This is a genomic window from Saccharopolyspora sp. NPDC045839 (genome assembly GCF_056431645.1).
This window is the reverse complement of sequence record NZ_JBWKKH010000035.1, coordinates 93831-110535: the sequence shown is the minus strand read 5'-3', so window position 1 is coordinate 110535 and position 16705 is coordinate 93831. Positions and strand designations below refer to the sequence as shown.

General features: G+C 70.8%; 15 protein-coding genes. 13 read left to right on the top strand and 2 right to left on the bottom strand.

Annotated features, from left to right (window positions below):
• Positions 1-222: 222 nt before the first annotated feature.
• The 11 genes from AC07EQ_RS35140 (at position 223) to AC07EQ_RS35090 (ending at position 12652) form a co-directional block, all read left to right on the top strand.
• Entirely contained in the window at positions 223-1731 is a 1509-nt protein-coding gene (locus AC07EQ_RS35140; RefSeq protein WP_478392129.1) for an aldehyde dehydrogenase family protein, read from the top strand.
• Position 1732: 1 nt separating this feature from the next.
• The gene (locus AC07EQ_RS35135) at positions 1733-2479 is read left to right on the top strand and encodes a glucose 1-dehydrogenase (RefSeq protein ID WP_478392128.1); all 747 of its coding nucleotides are present in this window, start codon (positions 1733-1735) and stop codon (positions 2477-2479) included.
• Positions 2480-2660: 181 nt separating this feature from the next.
• Positions 2661-3392, top strand: a complete 732-nt coding sequence (locus tag AC07EQ_RS35130; RefSeq protein ID WP_478392135.1) for an MlaE family ABC transporter permease — start codon at positions 2661-2663, stop codon at positions 3390-3392.
• Between the two features lie 4 nt (positions 3393-3396).
• Positions 3397-4248: an MlaE family ABC transporter permease gene (locus AC07EQ_RS35125; RefSeq protein ID WP_132489655.1), complete on the top strand. Its 852-nt coding sequence runs from the start codon at positions 3397-3399 to the stop codon at positions 4246-4248.
• Positions 4245-5570, top strand: coding sequence for an MCE family protein (locus tag AC07EQ_RS35120; protein WP_478392127.1), 1326 nt, complete (start codon positions 4245-4247; stop codon positions 5568-5570). Before AC07EQ_RS35125 ends, AC07EQ_RS35120 begins: the two co-directional genes overlap by 4 nt.
• Complete coding sequence (locus tag AC07EQ_RS35115) at positions 5567-6604, top strand: MCE family protein (RefSeq protein WP_478392126.1); 1038 nt, start codon at positions 5567-5569, stop codon at positions 6602-6604. The genes AC07EQ_RS35120 and AC07EQ_RS35115 overlap by 4 nt, the downstream gene beginning before the upstream one ends.
• Positions 6601-7620, top strand: coding sequence for an MCE family protein (locus AC07EQ_RS35110; RefSeq protein WP_478392125.1), 1020 nt, complete (start codon positions 6601-6603; stop codon positions 7618-7620). The genes AC07EQ_RS35115 and AC07EQ_RS35110 overlap by 4 nt, the downstream gene beginning before the upstream one ends.
• Positions 7620-8771 carry an MCE family protein gene (locus tag AC07EQ_RS35105; RefSeq protein ID WP_478392124.1) on the top strand — a complete coding sequence of 384 codons (1152 nt, stop codon included), beginning with the start codon at positions 7620-7622 and terminating at the stop codon, positions 8769-8771. The genes AC07EQ_RS35110 and AC07EQ_RS35105 overlap by 1 nt, the downstream gene beginning before the upstream one ends.
• Complete coding sequence (locus tag AC07EQ_RS35100; RefSeq protein ID WP_478392123.1) at positions 8768-9919, top strand: MCE family protein; 1152 nt, start codon at positions 8768-8770, stop codon at positions 9917-9919. Before AC07EQ_RS35105 ends, AC07EQ_RS35100 begins: the two co-directional genes overlap by 4 nt.
• A complete protein-coding gene (locus tag AC07EQ_RS35095; RefSeq protein ID WP_478392122.1) occupies positions 9919-11064 on the top strand; it encodes an MCE family protein in 1146 nt (381 codons plus the stop codon). Before AC07EQ_RS35100 ends, AC07EQ_RS35095 begins: the two co-directional genes overlap by 1 nt.
• A 484-nt stretch (positions 11065-11548) precedes the next feature.
• Positions 11549-12652 (top strand): nucleotide disphospho-sugar-binding domain-containing protein, encoded by a 1104-nt coding sequence (locus AC07EQ_RS35090; RefSeq protein WP_478392121.1) that lies wholly within the window; start codon positions 11549-11551, stop codon positions 12650-12652.
• Positions 12653-12733: 81 nt separating this feature from the next.
• Here AC07EQ_RS35090 and AC07EQ_RS35085 read toward each other — a convergent pair whose 3' ends face one another.
• Together AC07EQ_RS35085 and AC07EQ_RS35080 are read right to left on the bottom strand one after the other, a co-directional pair.
• Positions 12734-13624, bottom strand: coding sequence for a DUF2268 domain-containing putative Zn-dependent protease (locus AC07EQ_RS35085; RefSeq protein ID WP_478392120.1), 891 nt, complete (start codon positions 13622-13624; stop codon positions 12734-12736).
• Positions 13605-14804: a sensor histidine kinase gene (locus tag AC07EQ_RS35080; RefSeq protein WP_478392119.1), complete on the bottom strand. Its 1200-nt coding sequence runs from the start codon at positions 14802-14804 to the stop codon at positions 13605-13607. The genes AC07EQ_RS35085 and AC07EQ_RS35080 overlap by 20 nt, the downstream gene beginning before the upstream one ends.
• 191 nt (positions 14805-14995) lie before the next feature.
• On the opposite strand from AC07EQ_RS35080, the gene AC07EQ_RS35075 reads away from it, so the two are divergent.
• Positions 14996-15925, top strand: coding sequence for a lysostaphin resistance A-like protein (locus AC07EQ_RS35075; protein ID WP_478392118.1), 930 nt, complete (start codon positions 14996-14998; stop codon positions 15923-15925).
• A gap of 22 nt (positions 15926-15947) precedes the next feature.
• The gene (locus AC07EQ_RS35070; RefSeq protein ID WP_478392117.1) at positions 15948-16508 is read left to right on the top strand and encodes a DUF6578 domain-containing protein; all 561 of its coding nucleotides are present in this window, start codon (positions 15948-15950) and stop codon (positions 16506-16508) included.
• Positions 16509-16705 lie beyond the last annotated feature (197 nt).

The following is a 16705-nucleotide window of genomic DNA, read 5'->3' as shown; positions in this document are numbered from 1 at the left end:
CCGTGCCAGCGGGAACGGACCCGTGGGTGTTTTTTTTTTTTCTTTCCGCGCCAACCACCCCCCCCCCCCCCGCTCCTCTCCCCCCTTTTTTTTTTTCTTTTTTTGTTGGTTTTTTGTGCTCCCCGCCCCCCCCCCCCCCCCCTATAGGCGGACCGTCGATTTCGCGCGAAATCGACGGCACCGCTACCCACAGCCAAGAGTCTCCAGGCGAGGAGGAGCCAGATGGCCCTGACCGTGCGGCAGCATCTCGACGCCGCGGCGCTCAAAGACGGATTGCTGCTGGTCGACGGCCAGTGGCGGCAGGCCCGCGCGGGCCGGACCTGGACGCACCACCACCCGGCGACCGGCGAGGCGATCGGCGACTTCGCCGTCGCCGATGCCGACGACGTCGACGACGCGGTCCGCGCCGCGCGCCGGGCGTTCGACGAAGGCCCGTGGCCGACCATCCGCGCCGGTGAGCGGGTGCGGCTGCTGCGCCGCTGTGCCGACCTGCTGCGCGAGAACGCCGACGACCTGCGGGCCCGTCAGGCGCTGGACAACAGCGTGCCGCTGTCGTTCGGCACCGTCTACGCCGGATCGGTGGACGTGGCGGCCGACGTCTTCGACCACCACGCCGGGTGGATCGACAAGGCGGGCGGCGAGACGCTGCCGCCGTACCAGGGCGGCGACCACCTGGCGATGACCTTCCGCGAGCCGGTCGGCGTGGTGGCCGCGGTGCTGCCGTGGAACGCGCCGTTCCTGCTGTTCGCGCAGAAGCTCGCGCCCGCGCTGGCCGCCGGGTGCACCGTGGTGCTCAAGCCGTCGGAGTACGCGACGTTCAGCGTGCTGCGGATGGTGGAACTGCTGCTGGAGGCCGGGATCCCGGACGGCGTGGTCAACGTCGTCACCGGCCCCGGCGACCCGACCGGCGAAGCGCTGATCACGCATCCTCAGGTGGACAAGGTGAGCTTCACCGGCAGCCGCGAGGTCGGCCGCCGCATCGTCGAGGCCTCCGCGGGCACCATGAAGCGCGTGTCGCTGGAACTCGGCGGCAAGAGCCCGGCCATCGTGTTCCCGGACGCCGACGTGGGCCTGGCGGGCATGACCGCGATGGGCATGGTCACCCTCGGGCTCTCCGGGCAGGCCTGCGTCGCGCACACCCGCGCGCTCGTGCACCGGGACGCCTACGACGAGTTCGTCGGGGCCGCCGAGCTGATCGCCGGCTCGGTCACCTACGGCGACCCGTTCGACCCGGGCGTGCTGTCCAGCCCGCTGATCAACCAGCGGCAGCTGGACCGGGTGCTGGGCTTCATCGACAAGGGCCGGGAGGAGGGCGCGCGGCTGGTCACCGGCGGCGGGCGGCCGGACGGCGACCTCAGCGCCGGCCACTTCGTGCAGCCGACGGTCTTCGCCGATGTAGACAACGCGATGACCGTCGCGCAGCAGGAGATCTTCGGCCCGGTGCTGACGGTCGTGCCGTTCACCGACGAGGACGAGGCGGTGCGGATGGCCAACGATTCCGAGTACGGCCTCGGCGCCGGGGTGTACACATCGGACGTCCGGCGGGCGTTCCGGGTGGCCAAGCGGATCCGCACCGGCACGGTCGGGATCAACGGGTTCCAGGTGGAGCCGCACCTGCCCTTCGGCGGCTACAAGCAGTCCGGGCTCGGCCGGGAGGGCGGCCGCTCCGCGTTCGAGGCGTACACCGAGCTCAAGACCGTGCTGCTGCCGCTGACCGACGAGTTGATGTGACATGCGGCTAGCGGACAAGGTCGCGATCGTCACGGGCGCCGCGCGCGGCCAGGGCGCGGCGACGGCGCGCCGCTTCGTCGCCGAGGGCGCCAAGGTGCTGCTGGCGGACGTGGCCGACGAGGCGGGCAAGGAGCTCGCCGACGAGCTCGGCCCGGCCGCGGTGTACCAGCACCTCGAGGTCGGCTCGGAGGACGACTGGGTCGACGCGGTGCGGGCGGCGCGCGAGCTCGGGCCGGTCGGCGTGCTGGTCAACAACGCCGGGGTGCTGCACTTCTCGGAGCTCGCGGACACCAGCCTGGCCGACTACGAGCGGGTCGTCCGGGTCAACCAGATCGGCACCTTCCTGGGCATGCGGGAGGTGATCCCGGCGATGCGAGAGGCGGGCGGCTCGATCATCAACGTGTCCTCTGTGGAGGGTCTGGGCGGCATGCCGCTGCTGGTGGCGTACTCGGCCAGCAAGTTCGCCATCCGCGGGATGACCAAGGTGGCCGCGATGGAGCTCGGCAAGCTGGGCATCCGGGTCAACTCGGTGCATCCCGGGGCGATCGACACCCAGATGATCCACGAGGCGGCGGGCGGCCAGGTCCCGATGGACCACGTCGGCAAGCGCGTCGCGCTGGGCCGGGTCGGGCAGCCGGAGGAGATCGCGTCCCTCGCGGTCTTCCTGGCCAGCGACGAGAGCTCTTACTGCACCGGCGCGGAGTTCACGGCCGACGGCGGCGCAACGGCAACGCACGCACTCGCCTGACCAAGGCGAGAGGCAAGGACATCCCTGACGGTTCGACACCCGATGGGGTGGGTTCTTCCGCAATTTCAATGGAAATCGGACCTTCGATTTCCATTGAAATTGCGGGACCCCGGATCAGCGTGGATCGGGAGGTGAGCTGGTGGCAGTGCGGAGTGCTGGGGCGTTCGTGCAGGTCGGGCGGATGGCCACGCTCGGGTGGGGGGTGCTGCGGGCCGTGCCGCGGCGGCCCTTCCAGGTCCGGGAGTGCATCCAGCAGGCCTGGTTCTTCGCCAGTGTCACGATCCTGCCGACCGCGCTGGTGGCGATCCCGTTCGGCGCCGTCATCGCGATGCAGCTCGGGTCGCTGACGCAGCAGATCGGGGCCCAGTCGTTCACCGGTGCCGCCAGCGCGCTGGCCATCCTCCAGCAGGCCAGCCCGCTGATCACCGCGCTGCTGGTGGCCGGGGCCGGCGGATCGGCGATGTGCGCCGACATCGGTGCGCGCACCATCCGCGAGGAGATCGACGCGCTGGAGGTGCTCGGGATCTCGCCGATCCAGCGGCTGATCGTGCCCCGCGTCATCGGCGCCGTGCTGGTCGCCCTGCTGCTCAACGGCATGGTCAGCGTCGTCGGCGTGCTCGGCGGCTACTTCTTCAACGTGATCCTGCAGGGCGGCACGCCCGGCGCGTACCTGGCCAGCTTCAACGCCCTCGCGCAGCTGCCCGACCTGTGGATCAGCGAGTTCAAGGCGCTGCTCTACGGGTTCGTCGCCGGCGTCGTCGCCGCCTACCGCGGCCTCAACCCGGCCGGCGGGCCGAAGGGCGTGGGCGACGCGGTCAACCAGGCCGTGGTGATCACGTTCCTGCTGCTGTTCCTGATCAACCTGGTGCTCACCGGGATCTACCTGCAACTCGTGCCCCCGAAGGGATTGTGAGCCGATGGCCGTCGTCGACCCGGTCGCCGCCCCGTTGCGGCGGCGGATCACCCGCGGGCCCGGCGACGCGCTCGCCGAACTGGGCTGGCAGCTGTCGTTCTACCTGCGCGCCCTCGCCCTGGCGCCCGTCGCGCTGCGCCGCTACTACCGCGAAACCGCCCGGCTGCTCACCGAGGTCGTGTTCGGCAGCGGCGCGCTGGCCGTCATCGGCGGCACGCTCGGCGTGATGATCGGCATGACCGTCGCGACCGGCGCGATCGTCGGCCTGCAGGGCTATTCCTCGCTGAACCAGCTCGGCACCTCGGCGCTGACCGGGTTCGTCGCCGCCTACTTCGACACCCGCGAGGTCGCGCCGCTGTCGGCGGGCCTGGCGCTGTCGGCGACCGTCGGCTGCGGGTTCACCGCGCAGCTGGGCGCGATGCGGATCTCCGACGAGATCGACGCCCTGGAGGTGATGGGCGTGCGGACGCTGCCGTACCTGGTGACCAGCCGGGTGCTGGCCGGGGTCGCGGCCGTCATCCCGCTGTACGTGGTGGGGCTGCTCGGCTCGTACTTCGCGTCCCGGCAGATCACCGTGTGGTTCTACGGCCAGTCCGCGGGCACCTACGACCACTACTTCCACCTGTTCCTGCCGCCGGAGGACGTCCTGTGGTCCTTCGGCAAGGTGATCGTGTTCAGCGTCGCGGTGATCCTGACGCACTGCTACTACGGCTACACCGCGCGCGGCGGCCCGGCTGGTGTCGGCGTCGCGGTGGGACGAGCGGTGCGCACCTCGATCGTGCTGGTCGCGGTGCTGGACTTCTTCCTCAGCCTGGCCATCTGGGGCTCCACCACGACGGTTCGGATCTCGGGATGAGGGGCCGGCGGAGCAGGCGCCGCTACCAGGCGCTCGGAGTGGTGTTCCTGGTCGCGGCCGGGATGTTCGTCGCGGGCACGATCGCCATGTACCGCAAGGCGTTCACGCCGGTCGTGGCGGTCAGCCTCGAAACCGACCGGATCGGCAACCAGATGCGGGTGGGCGCCGACGTCAAGGCGCGCGGCGTGGTGGTCGGCGAGGTGCGCGGCGTGCGAGCCGACGGCGACCACGCGGTGCTCGACCTGGCGCTGCGGCCGGACCAGGCGGAGCTGATCCCGGCGAGCGCGTCGGCGCGGCTGCTGCCCAAGACGCTGTTCGGGGAGCGCTACGTCTCCTTGCACATCCCGGAGAACGCCGGCTCGCGGGCGCTGGCCTCCGGCGACGTCATCCCGCAGGACCGCAGCGGATCGGCGATCGAGATCGAGAAGGTGCTCGGCGACCTGCTGCCGGTCTTGCAAGCGGTGCAACCGGAAAAGCTCTCGACGACGCTGACCGCGGTGTCGCAGGCGCTGGACGGCCGCGGCGAGCAGCTCGGCGACACGCTCGTGCAGCTGGACGGCTACCTGGAGCGGCTGAACCCGTCGCTGCCGAAGCTGGAGTCGGTCATCGCGCGCATCGACGACGTGGCCGACACCTACGCCGAGGCCGCGCCCGACCTCACGCAGGCGCTGGCCGACCTGACCACCACCAGCAAGACCATCGCCGAACAGCGGCAGGCGCTGAACACCATGCTGGGCACCGTCACCGGCAGCGCGAACGACCTGAACCGGTTCCTGGCGCTGAACAAGGACAACCTGATCAACCTCACCGGCACATCGAGGTCCACATTGGAACTCCTCGCCGAATACGCCCCGGAGTACCCCTGCATGCTCAAGCAGTTCGCGGACTCGATCCCGAACGCCGAGCGATCCTTCGGCAAGGGCACCGAGAACCCCGAGATCGCCAAGTTCACCATCGAGATCACCGGTAGCCGCGGCAAGTACCTGCCGGGCGTGGACACGCCGAAGTACCTGGACCAGCGCGGGCCGCGCTGCTACCCGTGGGTCGAGGCGCCGGACACCTTCCCGCAGTACCCGCCGGGCGGGCCGGTCCAGGACGGTTCCGTGTTCCCGGAGCCGCCGCGCGACCGCGACGAAGTGTTCCCGTGGAAGCAGAAACCGGCGTCCACCACGTCGCAGTCGGTGGCGAACACCCCTGCCGAGCGGGACCTGCTGTCGACGTTGCTGGCGCCGCAGATGGGCGTGCCGCGCTCGGAGGTGCCGGACTGGAGCGGGCTGCTGGTCGGCCCGGTCTACCGCGGCGCGGAGGTGACGGTGCGATGAGGTCGATAGCCGCGCCGCTGGTCAAGCTGCTGATCTTCGCGGCGGTCACGATCACGCTCACCGGGGTGCTCGCGATGACCATCGCCGCCTCCACCTCCGGCTCCGCCGACTCCTACCACGCGCGGTTCGCCGACGCCTCCGGCCTGGACGCCGGCGACGACGTGCGGATGGCGGGCGTGAAGGTGGGCCGGGTGACCGGGCTGGAGGTCGTCGACGGCAAGCACGCCCTGATCCGCTTCGACCTCGACGCCGGCCGGCGCCTCCCGCGCGACGCCGCCGCGACCGTGAAGTTCCGCAACCTCGCCGGTCAGCGCTACCTGGCGCTGGACGCGGCGCTGCGCGATCCGGCGGACGTGCTGCCGCCGGGCGGCGAGATCCCGCTGGAGCGGACCCATCCGGCGCTGAACCTCACCGCGCTGTTCAACGGGTTCAAGCCGCTGTTCCAGGCGCTTTCGCCGCAGGACGTCAACCAGCTCTCGGGCGAGATCGTCCAAGTGCTGCAGGGCGAGGCGGGCACGGTGGACAGCCTGCTCGCCCACACCGCGTCGCTGACGTCCACCATCGCCCGCAAGGACGAGGTGATCGGCCAGGTCATCGACAACCTCAACGCCGTGCTGACCACCGTCAACGCGCGCGGCCCGCAGCTGGGCGAGCTGATCACCTCGATGCAGCAGCTGACCAGCGGATTCGCCGAGCAGCGGAAGCCGGTGGGGGAGGCCGTCGCCGCGCTCGGCGAGCTCACCAACACCACCGCCGGAATGCTGGAGGAAGCGCGGCCGCCGCTGCAGAGCAGCATCGGCGAGCTCAACCGGGTCGCCGGCATCCTCAACGCCGAGCAGCCGAAGCTGGAGGCCGACCTGCAGAACATCCCGGAGCGGCTCAACGCGCTGACCAGGACGGTCAGCTACGGCAGCTGGTTCAACTTCTACCTGTGCCGGATCTCGGGCACGGTCGGGATCTCCAAGCTCAACATCTCGATCCCGATCCTGCCGCTGCCGGCCTCGGAGATGCCGGAGAGGTGCAAGCCGTCATGAAGCTGTTGCGGGAGCGGAACCAGGCCGTCGTCGGCCTGGTCGCCGTCGTGCTCATCACCTGCGCCACGCTGGGCGCGTTCTTCGCCAAGGACCTGCCGGTGATCGGCGGCGGCACCACCTACGAGGCCTACTTCTCCGAGTCGGCCGGGCTCGCGGCGGGCAACGACGTGCAGATCGCCGGGGTCAAGTCCGGCGAGGTCACCGACGTCTCGCTGGCGGGCAACCGGGTCCTGGTGGCGTTCCGCGTCGACGGCGCGCAGATCGGCGACCGCAGCCGGGCCAGCATCGAGATCAAGACGCTGCTCGGCGAGAAGTACCTGGCGCTGCAACCGGACGGCGCCGAGGAACTCGCGGAGCCGATCCCGGTCGAGCGGACCGCCGCGCCGTTCGACATCCCGGACGCGCTCGACCAGCTGACCCGCACGGCCGACCAGGTCGACACCCAGCAGCTCGCGCAGAGCTTCCGCGTCCTGGCGGACACCTTCCGCGGCGCGCCGCAGCACATGGGCCAGGCCATAGACGGGCTCTCACAGCTGTCGCAGACCATCGCCTCGCGCGATCAGCAGCTCACCGATCTGCTGCGCAACACCAGCGGCGTGAGCAAGATCGTCGCGGACCGCGATGATCAGGTGCAGCGGCTCATCTCGGACGGGAACGTGCTGCTGACCGAGTTGCAGAGCCGCAAGGAGGCGATTTCGGCGCTGCTGATCGGAACCCAGCAGCTCTCCGACGAACTGCGCGGCCTGGTCGCCGACAACCAGCAGCAGCTGCGGCCGACGCTGGAGCAGCTCAACCAGCTGACCGAGATGCTGCAGCGCAACCAGGACGACCTGGGCCGCGTGGTGGCGGCGATGGCGCCTTACGTGCGCGGCTTCAACAACACGGTGGGCAACGGCCGGTGGTTCGACGGCTACCTGTGCGGCCTGTTCCCGCCCGCGATCAACGCCGGGCCGTTGCAGACGAACACGACGTCCTGCGAGATCCCGGTGCCGACCCGGCCCGTCGGAGGTGGCTGATGTCCAAAGTGGTCGGAATCGGATGCGCGCTGGCACTGCTCGTCAGCGCGGGATTGTGGTGGCTGTTCGCCGATCCCGGCAAGCAGATCACCGCGTACTTCGACCGCACCGTCGGGGTCTACGCCGGATCCACCGTGCGGGTGCTGGGCGTCGAGGTGGGCAGGATCGACGGCGTCGTGCCGCAGGGCGACGTGGTGCGAGTGGACATGCACGTCGACGACGACGTGCAGATCCCGGCCGACGTGAAGGCCGTGGTGGTCGCGCCGAGCCTGGTCAGCGACCGGTACGTGCAGCTCACCCCGGCCTATTCCGGTGGCGCGGAACTGGTTTCGGGCGCGGTGCTGGCCAAGGACCGCACCGCGACGCCCGCCGAACTCGACGACCTCTACCGCAGCGCCAACGCGCTCGCGCAGGCCCTCGGCCCGGACGGCGCCAACAGCACCGGAGCGCTGTCCGAAGTGCTGTCCACCTCGGCCGCCGCGCTGGAGGGCAACGGCAAGGACCTCAACGCCACGGTGAAGCAGCTCGGTGACCTCGCCGCCACCCTGCAGGAGAACCAGGGCGACCTGTTCGCCACGGTCGACAACCTGAACACCTTCACCGCGACGCTCGCCGCCAGCGACCGTCAGATCCAGGAGTTCTACGGGCGGGTCGACGACGTCACCGGATTCCTGGCCGGCGAGCAGCAGCAGATGGGCGCCGCGCTGAGCTCGCTGGCCGTCGCGCTGGACGACGTCTCCCGATTCATCCGCGACAACCGGGAACTCATGGCGTCCAATGTGGACAATCTGACCGGCGTGACGCAGCAGCTGGTGGACCAGCGCCAGGCGCTGTCGGAGGTGCTCGACGTCGCACCGCTGGGCGCGACGAACTTCATCAACTCCTACGACGCGGCCTCCGGCAGCGTCACGGTCCGCGGCCACCTCAACGAGCTCACCCACCCGCCGGTGCTGATGGTGTGCAAGCTGCTCCAGCACAGCATGCCCGAGCCGGTGCCGCAGGGCCTCAAGGACGCCTGCGACAAGCTCGCGCCGTACCTGGACGGCAAGCTGCAGCTGCCATCGATCGGCGAAACGATGCATCACCTGCAGCAGGGCGAACTGCCGCCGCTGCCGCTGGTGGACGCCGCCCAGCAAGGAGGCCCCCGATGAAGCGGTTCGCGCCGGTGCTGCTGGCGGCGCTGCTGGTTTCCGGTTGCGGCACAGCGGGATTCACCGGGCTCTACAACGCCCCGCTGCCCGGCGGCGCTGAGCTGGGCTCGAACCCGTACCAGGTGACCGCGCACTTCGCCGACGTCCTCGACCTGGTGCCGCAGTCCAGCGTGAAGGTCAACGACGTCGCTGTCGGGCGGGTGGAGCGGATCGAGCTGAGCCCCGACAACACCACCGCGCTGGTGCACATGGCGGTCAACGGCGATGTCCGGCTGCCCGCCAACGCCGACGCCCGGCTGCGGCAATCGAGCCTGCTGGGGGAGAAGTTCGTCGAGCTCGCGGCACCCGCCAGCGCGGCAGCGGGCGCGCTGGCCGACGGCGCGGTGATCCCGCTGGAACGCACCAACCGCAACCCGCAGGTCGAAGAGGTGCTGGGCGCGCTGTCGATGCTGCTCAACGGCGGCGGCGTCGCGCAGCTGCAGGACATCGTGCGCGAGCTCAACGGCGCGTTCACCGGCAACGAGGCGGAAATCCGTTCGCTGCTGGGAAATCTCAACGAAACGGTCACCCGGCTGGACGGGCAGAAGGAGAACATCACCCGCGCCATCGACGGCCTCAACCGGCTCTCGTCGACGCTGCGCGGGCAGACCGACCAGATCGCGGGCGCGATCGACGGCTTGGGCCCCGGCCTGCGGACCCTGGAGGAGCAGCGCGGCCAGCTCGTCACCATGCTGCAGTCGCTGGACCAGCTCTCCGGCGTGGCGGTGCAGACCGTCAACCGCAGCAAGGACGACATGGTCGCCGACCTGCACGCGCTGGCGCCGACGCTGCAGAAGCTCGCCGAGACCGGCGACGCGCTGCCGGACGCCATCGCCTACCTCGCGACGTACCCGTTCCCGGAGTACGTCATGAAGCCGCTCAAGGGCGACTTCGTCAACGCGGACGTGCGGTTCGACCTGGACCTGAGCACGATCATGGAGAACCTCACCCGCTCCTCCGGGCCGCTGATCCCGATCCCCGGCCTCAGCGACGCGGGCCAGCCGGGACTGCGGCCGCCACCGCCGGCACCGGCCCTGCCGCCGCTGCCGATCCCGGCGCCGCAGTCAGTCCCGCCGGTCCCGGCCCCGATCCAGTTCGGAGGACGCTGATGTTCGCGCGGAAGACCAAGATCCGGCTGGGGCTGTTCCTGGTGCTGGCGGTCGTGGGCATCGGCTACGCGGGCGGGCAGTACGCCGGGCTGGACCGCTACTTCGGCGGCAGCGGCTACACCGTGACGGTGCGGATGGCGGACTCGGGCGGGCTGTTCACCAACTCCGAGGTGACCTACCGAGGCGTCGCGGTGGGCCGGGTCACCGAGATGCGGCTCACCGACGCGGGCATCGACGTCGACCTGCACATCGACGACGCCGCGCCGCCGATCCCGGCGGGCGCCCGGGTTGCGGTGGCCAACCGCTCGGCGGTGGGGGAGCAGTACCTCGACCTGCGCCCGGAGCGCGACGGCGGCCCGTACCTGGCGTCGGGATCGGTGATCGAGCAGGAGCGCACCGAGTTGCCGCCGGCGCCGGAATCGCTGCTGGTCGACCTGGACCGGCTGGTCGGTAGCGTCCCGGTCGACGACCTGCGCACGGTCGTCGACGAGGTCGGCACGGCGTTCGACGGCACCGGCGGTCACCTGCAGCGCATGCTGGACGCGACGAGTTCGGTGACGGCCGCCGCAAACGAGCACCTCCCGCAGACCACCGGGCTGCTGGCCAACAGCGACGTGGTGCTGCGCACCCAGCAGCAGCAGTCGGAGCAGATCGTGTCGTTCAGCAGCGGGCTGCGGGAGATCTCCGGGCGGCTGAAGGAGTCCGACCCGGACCTGCGGCGGATCATCAACGGCGCGCCGGCGGCGAGCCAGGAGGTCGACGCGCTGCTGCGCAGCGCGGGCACGGATTTCGGCGTGGTGGTGGCGAACATGCTGACCACGATGCAGATCACCGACGTGCGCGGCCCGGCGATGGAGCAGATGTTGGTGGCGCTGCCGGTGATCTCGGCGTTCTCCCACACGCTGTCGCCGGACGGCACGGGACACCTCGGCTTGGTGCTGAACTTCTTCAACCCGATCGCCTGCACCAGGGGCTACGAGGGCACGCCCCGCCGCCCGGGAAGCGAAACGGCGCCGGGCCCGACGAACGAAGACCTGCACTGCGCGGAACCCCCGGGCAGCGTGATCAGCGTCCGGGGCTCCCAGAACGCCCCCCGAGCCCCGGTCCCGGACCCGGTAGCACCACCACCCCCGTTCGATCGATGACGACCACCCGTGAGCACTTCGTGCCGCGGTAGCAGCACAAAGTACTCACGGGCCAAAGCACCTCCGGCACCTCTGCGGCCGGGGCCTCGGCGTAGAGGAGGGCGGCGGCGAGCCGGGCTTCGCGGGGAAGCGGACCGCTGAACAAGGCGATCACCCCGCGATGGACGCGTTGCCAGCGCCGGGCCGCAATGTTCGCCCGGATCGTGGCATAGCTGACGCCGAACTTCCGCAGCTGCTTGCACGTGAAGACGGCGTGCTGCCCGCGGCTCAGTGACTGCCAGTCGGCTTGGTCGGTCTGTCGGATGTGAATGGGCACATCCTCATAGAGGAGCGGGTCGCTGGCACAGATACACCGGTCAGCACTTCGGGTGGTCAGGAGCACCCGAAAATGCGGCCGAACCGATCCGGCCTGGCTGGAAGGCCCGTGCGTACTTTGTGTCGCTATCGCAGCAGAAAGTACTCACGGGCCCAGTACGGTCCCGGTATGCGGATCCTCGTGGTTTCGGCCCCTTTGCTCGGGCATCTGTTGCCGCTGTTCCCGTTGGCGCAGGCCCTGCGCGATGCCGGGCACGACGTGCTGGCCGCGTCCGCCGAAGACGGCCTCAACGCCCGGAACAGCGGGATCGAGATCGAGGATGTCGCGCCGGGCTTCGAGTTCGGCCGGATCGCCCGGCGGATCATGCTGCGGCACCCGCTGCTGGCCCGCGCCGAACTCGCCGGGGACGGCGGGCTCCGCACCGTGTCCCGGCTCTTCGGCGCGGCGAACGACCAGATCGCGGACGGGGTGGTGGCGCTCGCCGACCGGTGGAAGCCGGATCTCGTCATCCACGAACCCCTCGCCGCCGCCGGGGCGTTGGCTGCGGCGCGCCGGGGAATTCCGGCGGTGCTGCACGAGAATGCACTGTTCGACGGGCCGGAAGTGTTCGGCGCCACCAGGATGGCCGCGCCGTTGGCCCGCCATGGTGTGGCGGCGCTACCGCCTGCCGCGGTGACCTTGACCATCGCGCCGCCGAGCGTCGTCGGCGCCCGCGACGGCCTGCCGATGCGGTGCGAGCCGTTCAGCGGCGAGGGGGAGGTGCCGGATTGGCTGGCGGAAACCCCCGAGCGGCCCCGAATCCTGGTCAGCCGCAGCACGGTGAACGGACCGGGAGCGAGCCCGATGCCAGCAGTCGTCGCCGCCGCCTCCGAAGTTGACGCGGAGATCGTGCTGGTGCGCCCAGACGCCAAAACCGCGAGCCGGGACATGCCGAAGAACGTCCGCACGGTCGACTGGGTTCCGATCAACGCGATCCTGCCGACGTGCGCGGCGGTGGTGCACCACGGCGGCGCGGGCAGCGTCTTCGGGGCCTTCGCGGCGGGCCTTCCGCAACTGGTCACGCCGGGCTCGGGCGACCGGAAGTTCAACGCGGAGCGGGTGGCGGAGCGTGTAGCGGGTCTCGCGGTACCGGCGAAGCGGATCACGGCGGCGGACCTGACCCGCCTGATCACCGACGGAGCCATGAAGAAGGCGGCAGCCGAGGTCCGCGAGGAGATGCAGGCCATGCCCGCCCCGGCAGACCTGGTGCCCCGCCTGGAAAACCTGCGGTAGCGGCCCGTGTGTACTTCGTGCCGCTGAAGAGCCGCTGTAGCAGCACAAAGTACTCACGGGCCGTAGGCGGAGCCCTCGTGGTCAGGCGTTGGTTGGGATGCCCGCGTTGGTGAGGATCTCGCGGGCCGGGAGGGCCGTGCTCCCGGCCGCCGTGAGGCCGGAGGCCGTCAGGTGCGCGTCGACGATGCGCAGGCCAGCCGCGTAGCCCGCGAAGTCCGGTAGCCCCACCGGTTGCAGTCCCATGCGCTGGGCCGTGGCGTCGCCGAAGACGTACGGGGGCAGGTTCGGCATCCCGGTCACGTCGATCCCGGCCGCGATCTTCCCGTACGCCGAGTCCAGTTCCGTCCCGGTCAGCCCTTGGGACCACGGGCCCATGGCCTGCTCGCCGGACAGCTCGCGCACGAACGCCTCGGCCAGGCCCTCCGCGACGACCTGTTCCCCGACCGTGATGGCAGCGGGGTCCCAGACGACGTTCGCGTAGCGCACGTTGTGGTGCAGCTCGTGCGCGGCGGCGTGGTCGATCTTCGCCAGGCTCGTCTCGGTGGGCCACATGTAGAGCTGGATCGCGCCCGGGAACCCGCCCAGGCCGAAGTACCCGGCACTGCGCGCCATCAGCTGCTCGTCATCGGGGTTGCCGAGAGCCAAGACGACGTGCACGGTGTCGGCGTGCCCGATCCCGGGCACCGCGCCGCTGATCCGCGCCCACGCGGCGGCGAGGGAGTCTTCGACGCGGTTCCACACCTCGGCTTCCTGCATCCGGCGCAGTGCGGGCACATATCGCTGGTCGTCGCGGTCGAGCCGGAAACCACTACCGCCCATCTGGAACATCTGGACCAGGTCCACATCCCCCATCACGGACATCGCCGGCTCCAGCGGGCTGAGCATCTCCCGCAGGGCGTCGGGCCGCTCCGCCGGCGGTCGCCGGAGGAGGTCGAGCATGGCGGACGCCGTGTCATGAACAACGATCTTCATGGTCCGGGACCGTAGGGTCTCCAGTCGGTGGAGGGTCAAATCTCCCGGTGTCAGCCGGGCTGGAGACCGGCGTCGTGGGCCAGGATGGCGGCCTGGACCCGGTTCGCGCAGTCGAGCTTGGTGAGGATCCGGCTGATGTGCGCCTTCGCCGTCCCCGTGCCCATGTGCAGGCGTTGGGCGGCGCGGTGGGGGAGTGCTTGTGCACGTTGGTCAGCCCCTCCCGCACCACGCGGTGCACGGCGTGGCGGGCCCGCGCATCGGCGTCGTCGACGTCCGCCCCGGACCACACCAGCTCCACCGCGATGCCGGCGCGGCGGGATTCGGCCACGAGATCGGTGATGTCGGCACGGGTTCCGCTGTGCTCGCCGACGGTTCCGGGCGGCGCGCCCTGGGCGTCGTTGAGGACTCCCAGGATCTCGCGCAGTTCGGCCATCGCCGTCGCGGCCGTGGTGCGCAGGAGCTCGGCCTGACCGCTGAAGCGGGGCGCGTCCTTGGCCGCGGTGATCTCCAGCGCCCCGGCGTGCATCGAGATCAGGCTGAGCCGGTGCCCGAGCATGTCGTGCATCTCGGTGGCGATGTGCGCGCGTTCCTTCAGGCGAGCCTTCTCGGCGGTGAGTTCCTGCGCCCGCTCCAGGTACTGGTTGCGTTCCCGGAGAAGCCGGACGAGCGGCTGACGCCGGCCGAGGACGCCGCCGGACAGCGCCGGGAGCAGCAGCAGGAACGCGACCGTCAGCGCGTAGCCGGCGAGGGTCTCGCCGAGGCCGCCCGGGGCGTTCCACTCGCGGACGACCGCGAGCAGGAGGTCCACGACGGCGGTCGCCAGCACCGCCGGCCACAGGCGCCGGGCGGGCGTGATGCGCCGCGCCACCGAGAACGTGACGAAGGGCAGCGTCGCCGCCGCCCAGATGTTGTCGCTGGCGAACACCGGAGCCGTGGCCAGCAGCGTCGCGACCGGCCATCGCCTTCGGGCCGGAACCAGCAGCGCCGCCCAGCACGCCGTCGCGGCGGTGACGGCGAAGTGGCTCGACGGCAGCAGCGAAGCCGGGCTCGGCACGAACCCGATGCCCAGCACCACGAGGAAGGCCGCCAGCTCGCCGGCCACCACCTGACGTGGCGCCGCGCGCACGGCTCGCGCTTCTTGGGCGGCGGCTGCCCGCGCCTTTTCAACCAGCGGAGACACCCGCGAATCCCTCACCTCGGACGATCGGTCGCCGACCGATCCATTGTCGGTCAGCTCCCGGCCCGCCGGACAGTGCCGACCGGTCCGCAGATCATGGCCGATCGGCCACGAGGTCTGGACGGGTGGCACGCGCTTCGGCGGCGGCCGGCTCCCTAGGCTCCAACGCGACGAATCACCTGGAAGGGACGAACATGAGTCTTCAGCGGGAATCGGCCGTCGATGCCCCAGGCACGCCGTACCACCTGCTCGCGCGCACGCCGGCGCACCGCTGGTGGCGGCCGTTGGTCGGGATCCTGCTGCTGGTCGCGCTCGCGGTGGTGTTCCTGCTGGTGATCAGCGCCGCCGGCATGGGCCTGGCGGTGCTGGTGGGCATCGGGCTGGACGCCGAACTGGGCTTCTCCGCCCCGCTGTGGGAATTCGCGTTCGCCTTCGCCAGCATCGCCGTCCTCCTGCCCGCCGTCCTGCTGACGGCGCGGTGGGCGCAGCGCCGCCCGGTCGGCACGGTGTCCAGTGTGGAGGGACGGCTGCGCTGGCGGTGGCTGCTGGACTGCGGGGGATGGGCGGTGCTGGGCTTCGTCCTCATCGCCGTCGTCGATCTCGCCCGGGGCCAGGGCGTGGACGTCGCGACGTGGCCGGGCTGGCCGACGTTCCTGGCCGTGTTCGCGATCGCCGTGACCCTCGTGCCGTTGCAGGCCGCCGCCGAGGAGTACCTGTGCCGCGGGTGGCTGGTGCAGACCTTCGCCTCCTGGACCCGCACCCCGTGGCCGGGGGCGGTGGCCACCTCGGTGCTGTTCGTGGCGTTGCACGACTACACCGAGCCGCTGGTGGTCGCCGACCTCTTCGTCTTCGCGATGGCCATGTGCTGGCTGACCATCCGCACCGGCGGCCTGGAGGCGGCGATCGCGCTGCACGTGGTGAACAACGCCGCCTTCGCCGTGTTCGCCGGTACCCAGGGCGTGCCCAGCCTCGACCAGAGCGGCAGCTACTCGGTGTGGGACGTCCTGCCGACCATGGCCCTGACCGTGGTCTACACGTGGTGGATCGACCGCCGAGCCCGCCGCCGCGGGATCGTCACCCGCAGCCGACCGGTCGCGGCCGGCGGTACGATCGGGGCATGTTGAAGATCGGATTCACCTCGGCGCGGTGAGCGCCGCCGAAGCGCGGCACCGGCTGACCGTGCCCGTCCTACTGGACGGCTGGCAGATCGAGTGCTGCGGAACGCCTCCCGCGGTCGGCGATGAAGTGTCCTGGCGGCTGGAGTGGAGTCAGTGGTCCGCATCGGCGATCCCGACCGGCATGGCGCTCCGGGCAGGGCTGGAACGCCGCCCGGTGCCGGAAGGCCCAAGAGCGAGAACGACCGGGAGCACCGTGCCCGCGGTGGCGAGAGCCGGTGGTGTCAGCGTGTTCGTATCGGTGCCGGAGCCACTGCCTGCGGAGATCACGCTCACCGGAGTGCTGCACGAAGACCACCACTCCGCCCGGCCGCCCGACGACCTGCTGACCGGCGGACGGGTCACGGCGGTGTGGCTGGTGTCGTGGGAGTACGAGCTGCGGGATCGCTGCTGGCGACCCGTCGACGGCAGCGCTGAACTCGAGAGCGTTCAGCGCGCGCCGAAGTTCATGCCCCGGTCAACGCCGCCGGAGCACGGCGGGTTCTGGCGGGATACCAACGCGGTGCTGGTCGACCTCGAAACATCCGGCTGAACGACGGCGCGGCCGCGCGCCGATCCGGCGGTGATGATCAGGGCGACAACGTTGTCCTCGGCCCACCGGTCACCACGAGCCGGCGTGGGGGGGGGGGGGGGGGAGGACGGGGGGAACCCACCCTCCGGGGTTTGCCCACCGGTGGTTGTTTCCACGCACACCACCCCCAGGACAGCGGGAATCGCGTGGTTTTTTTC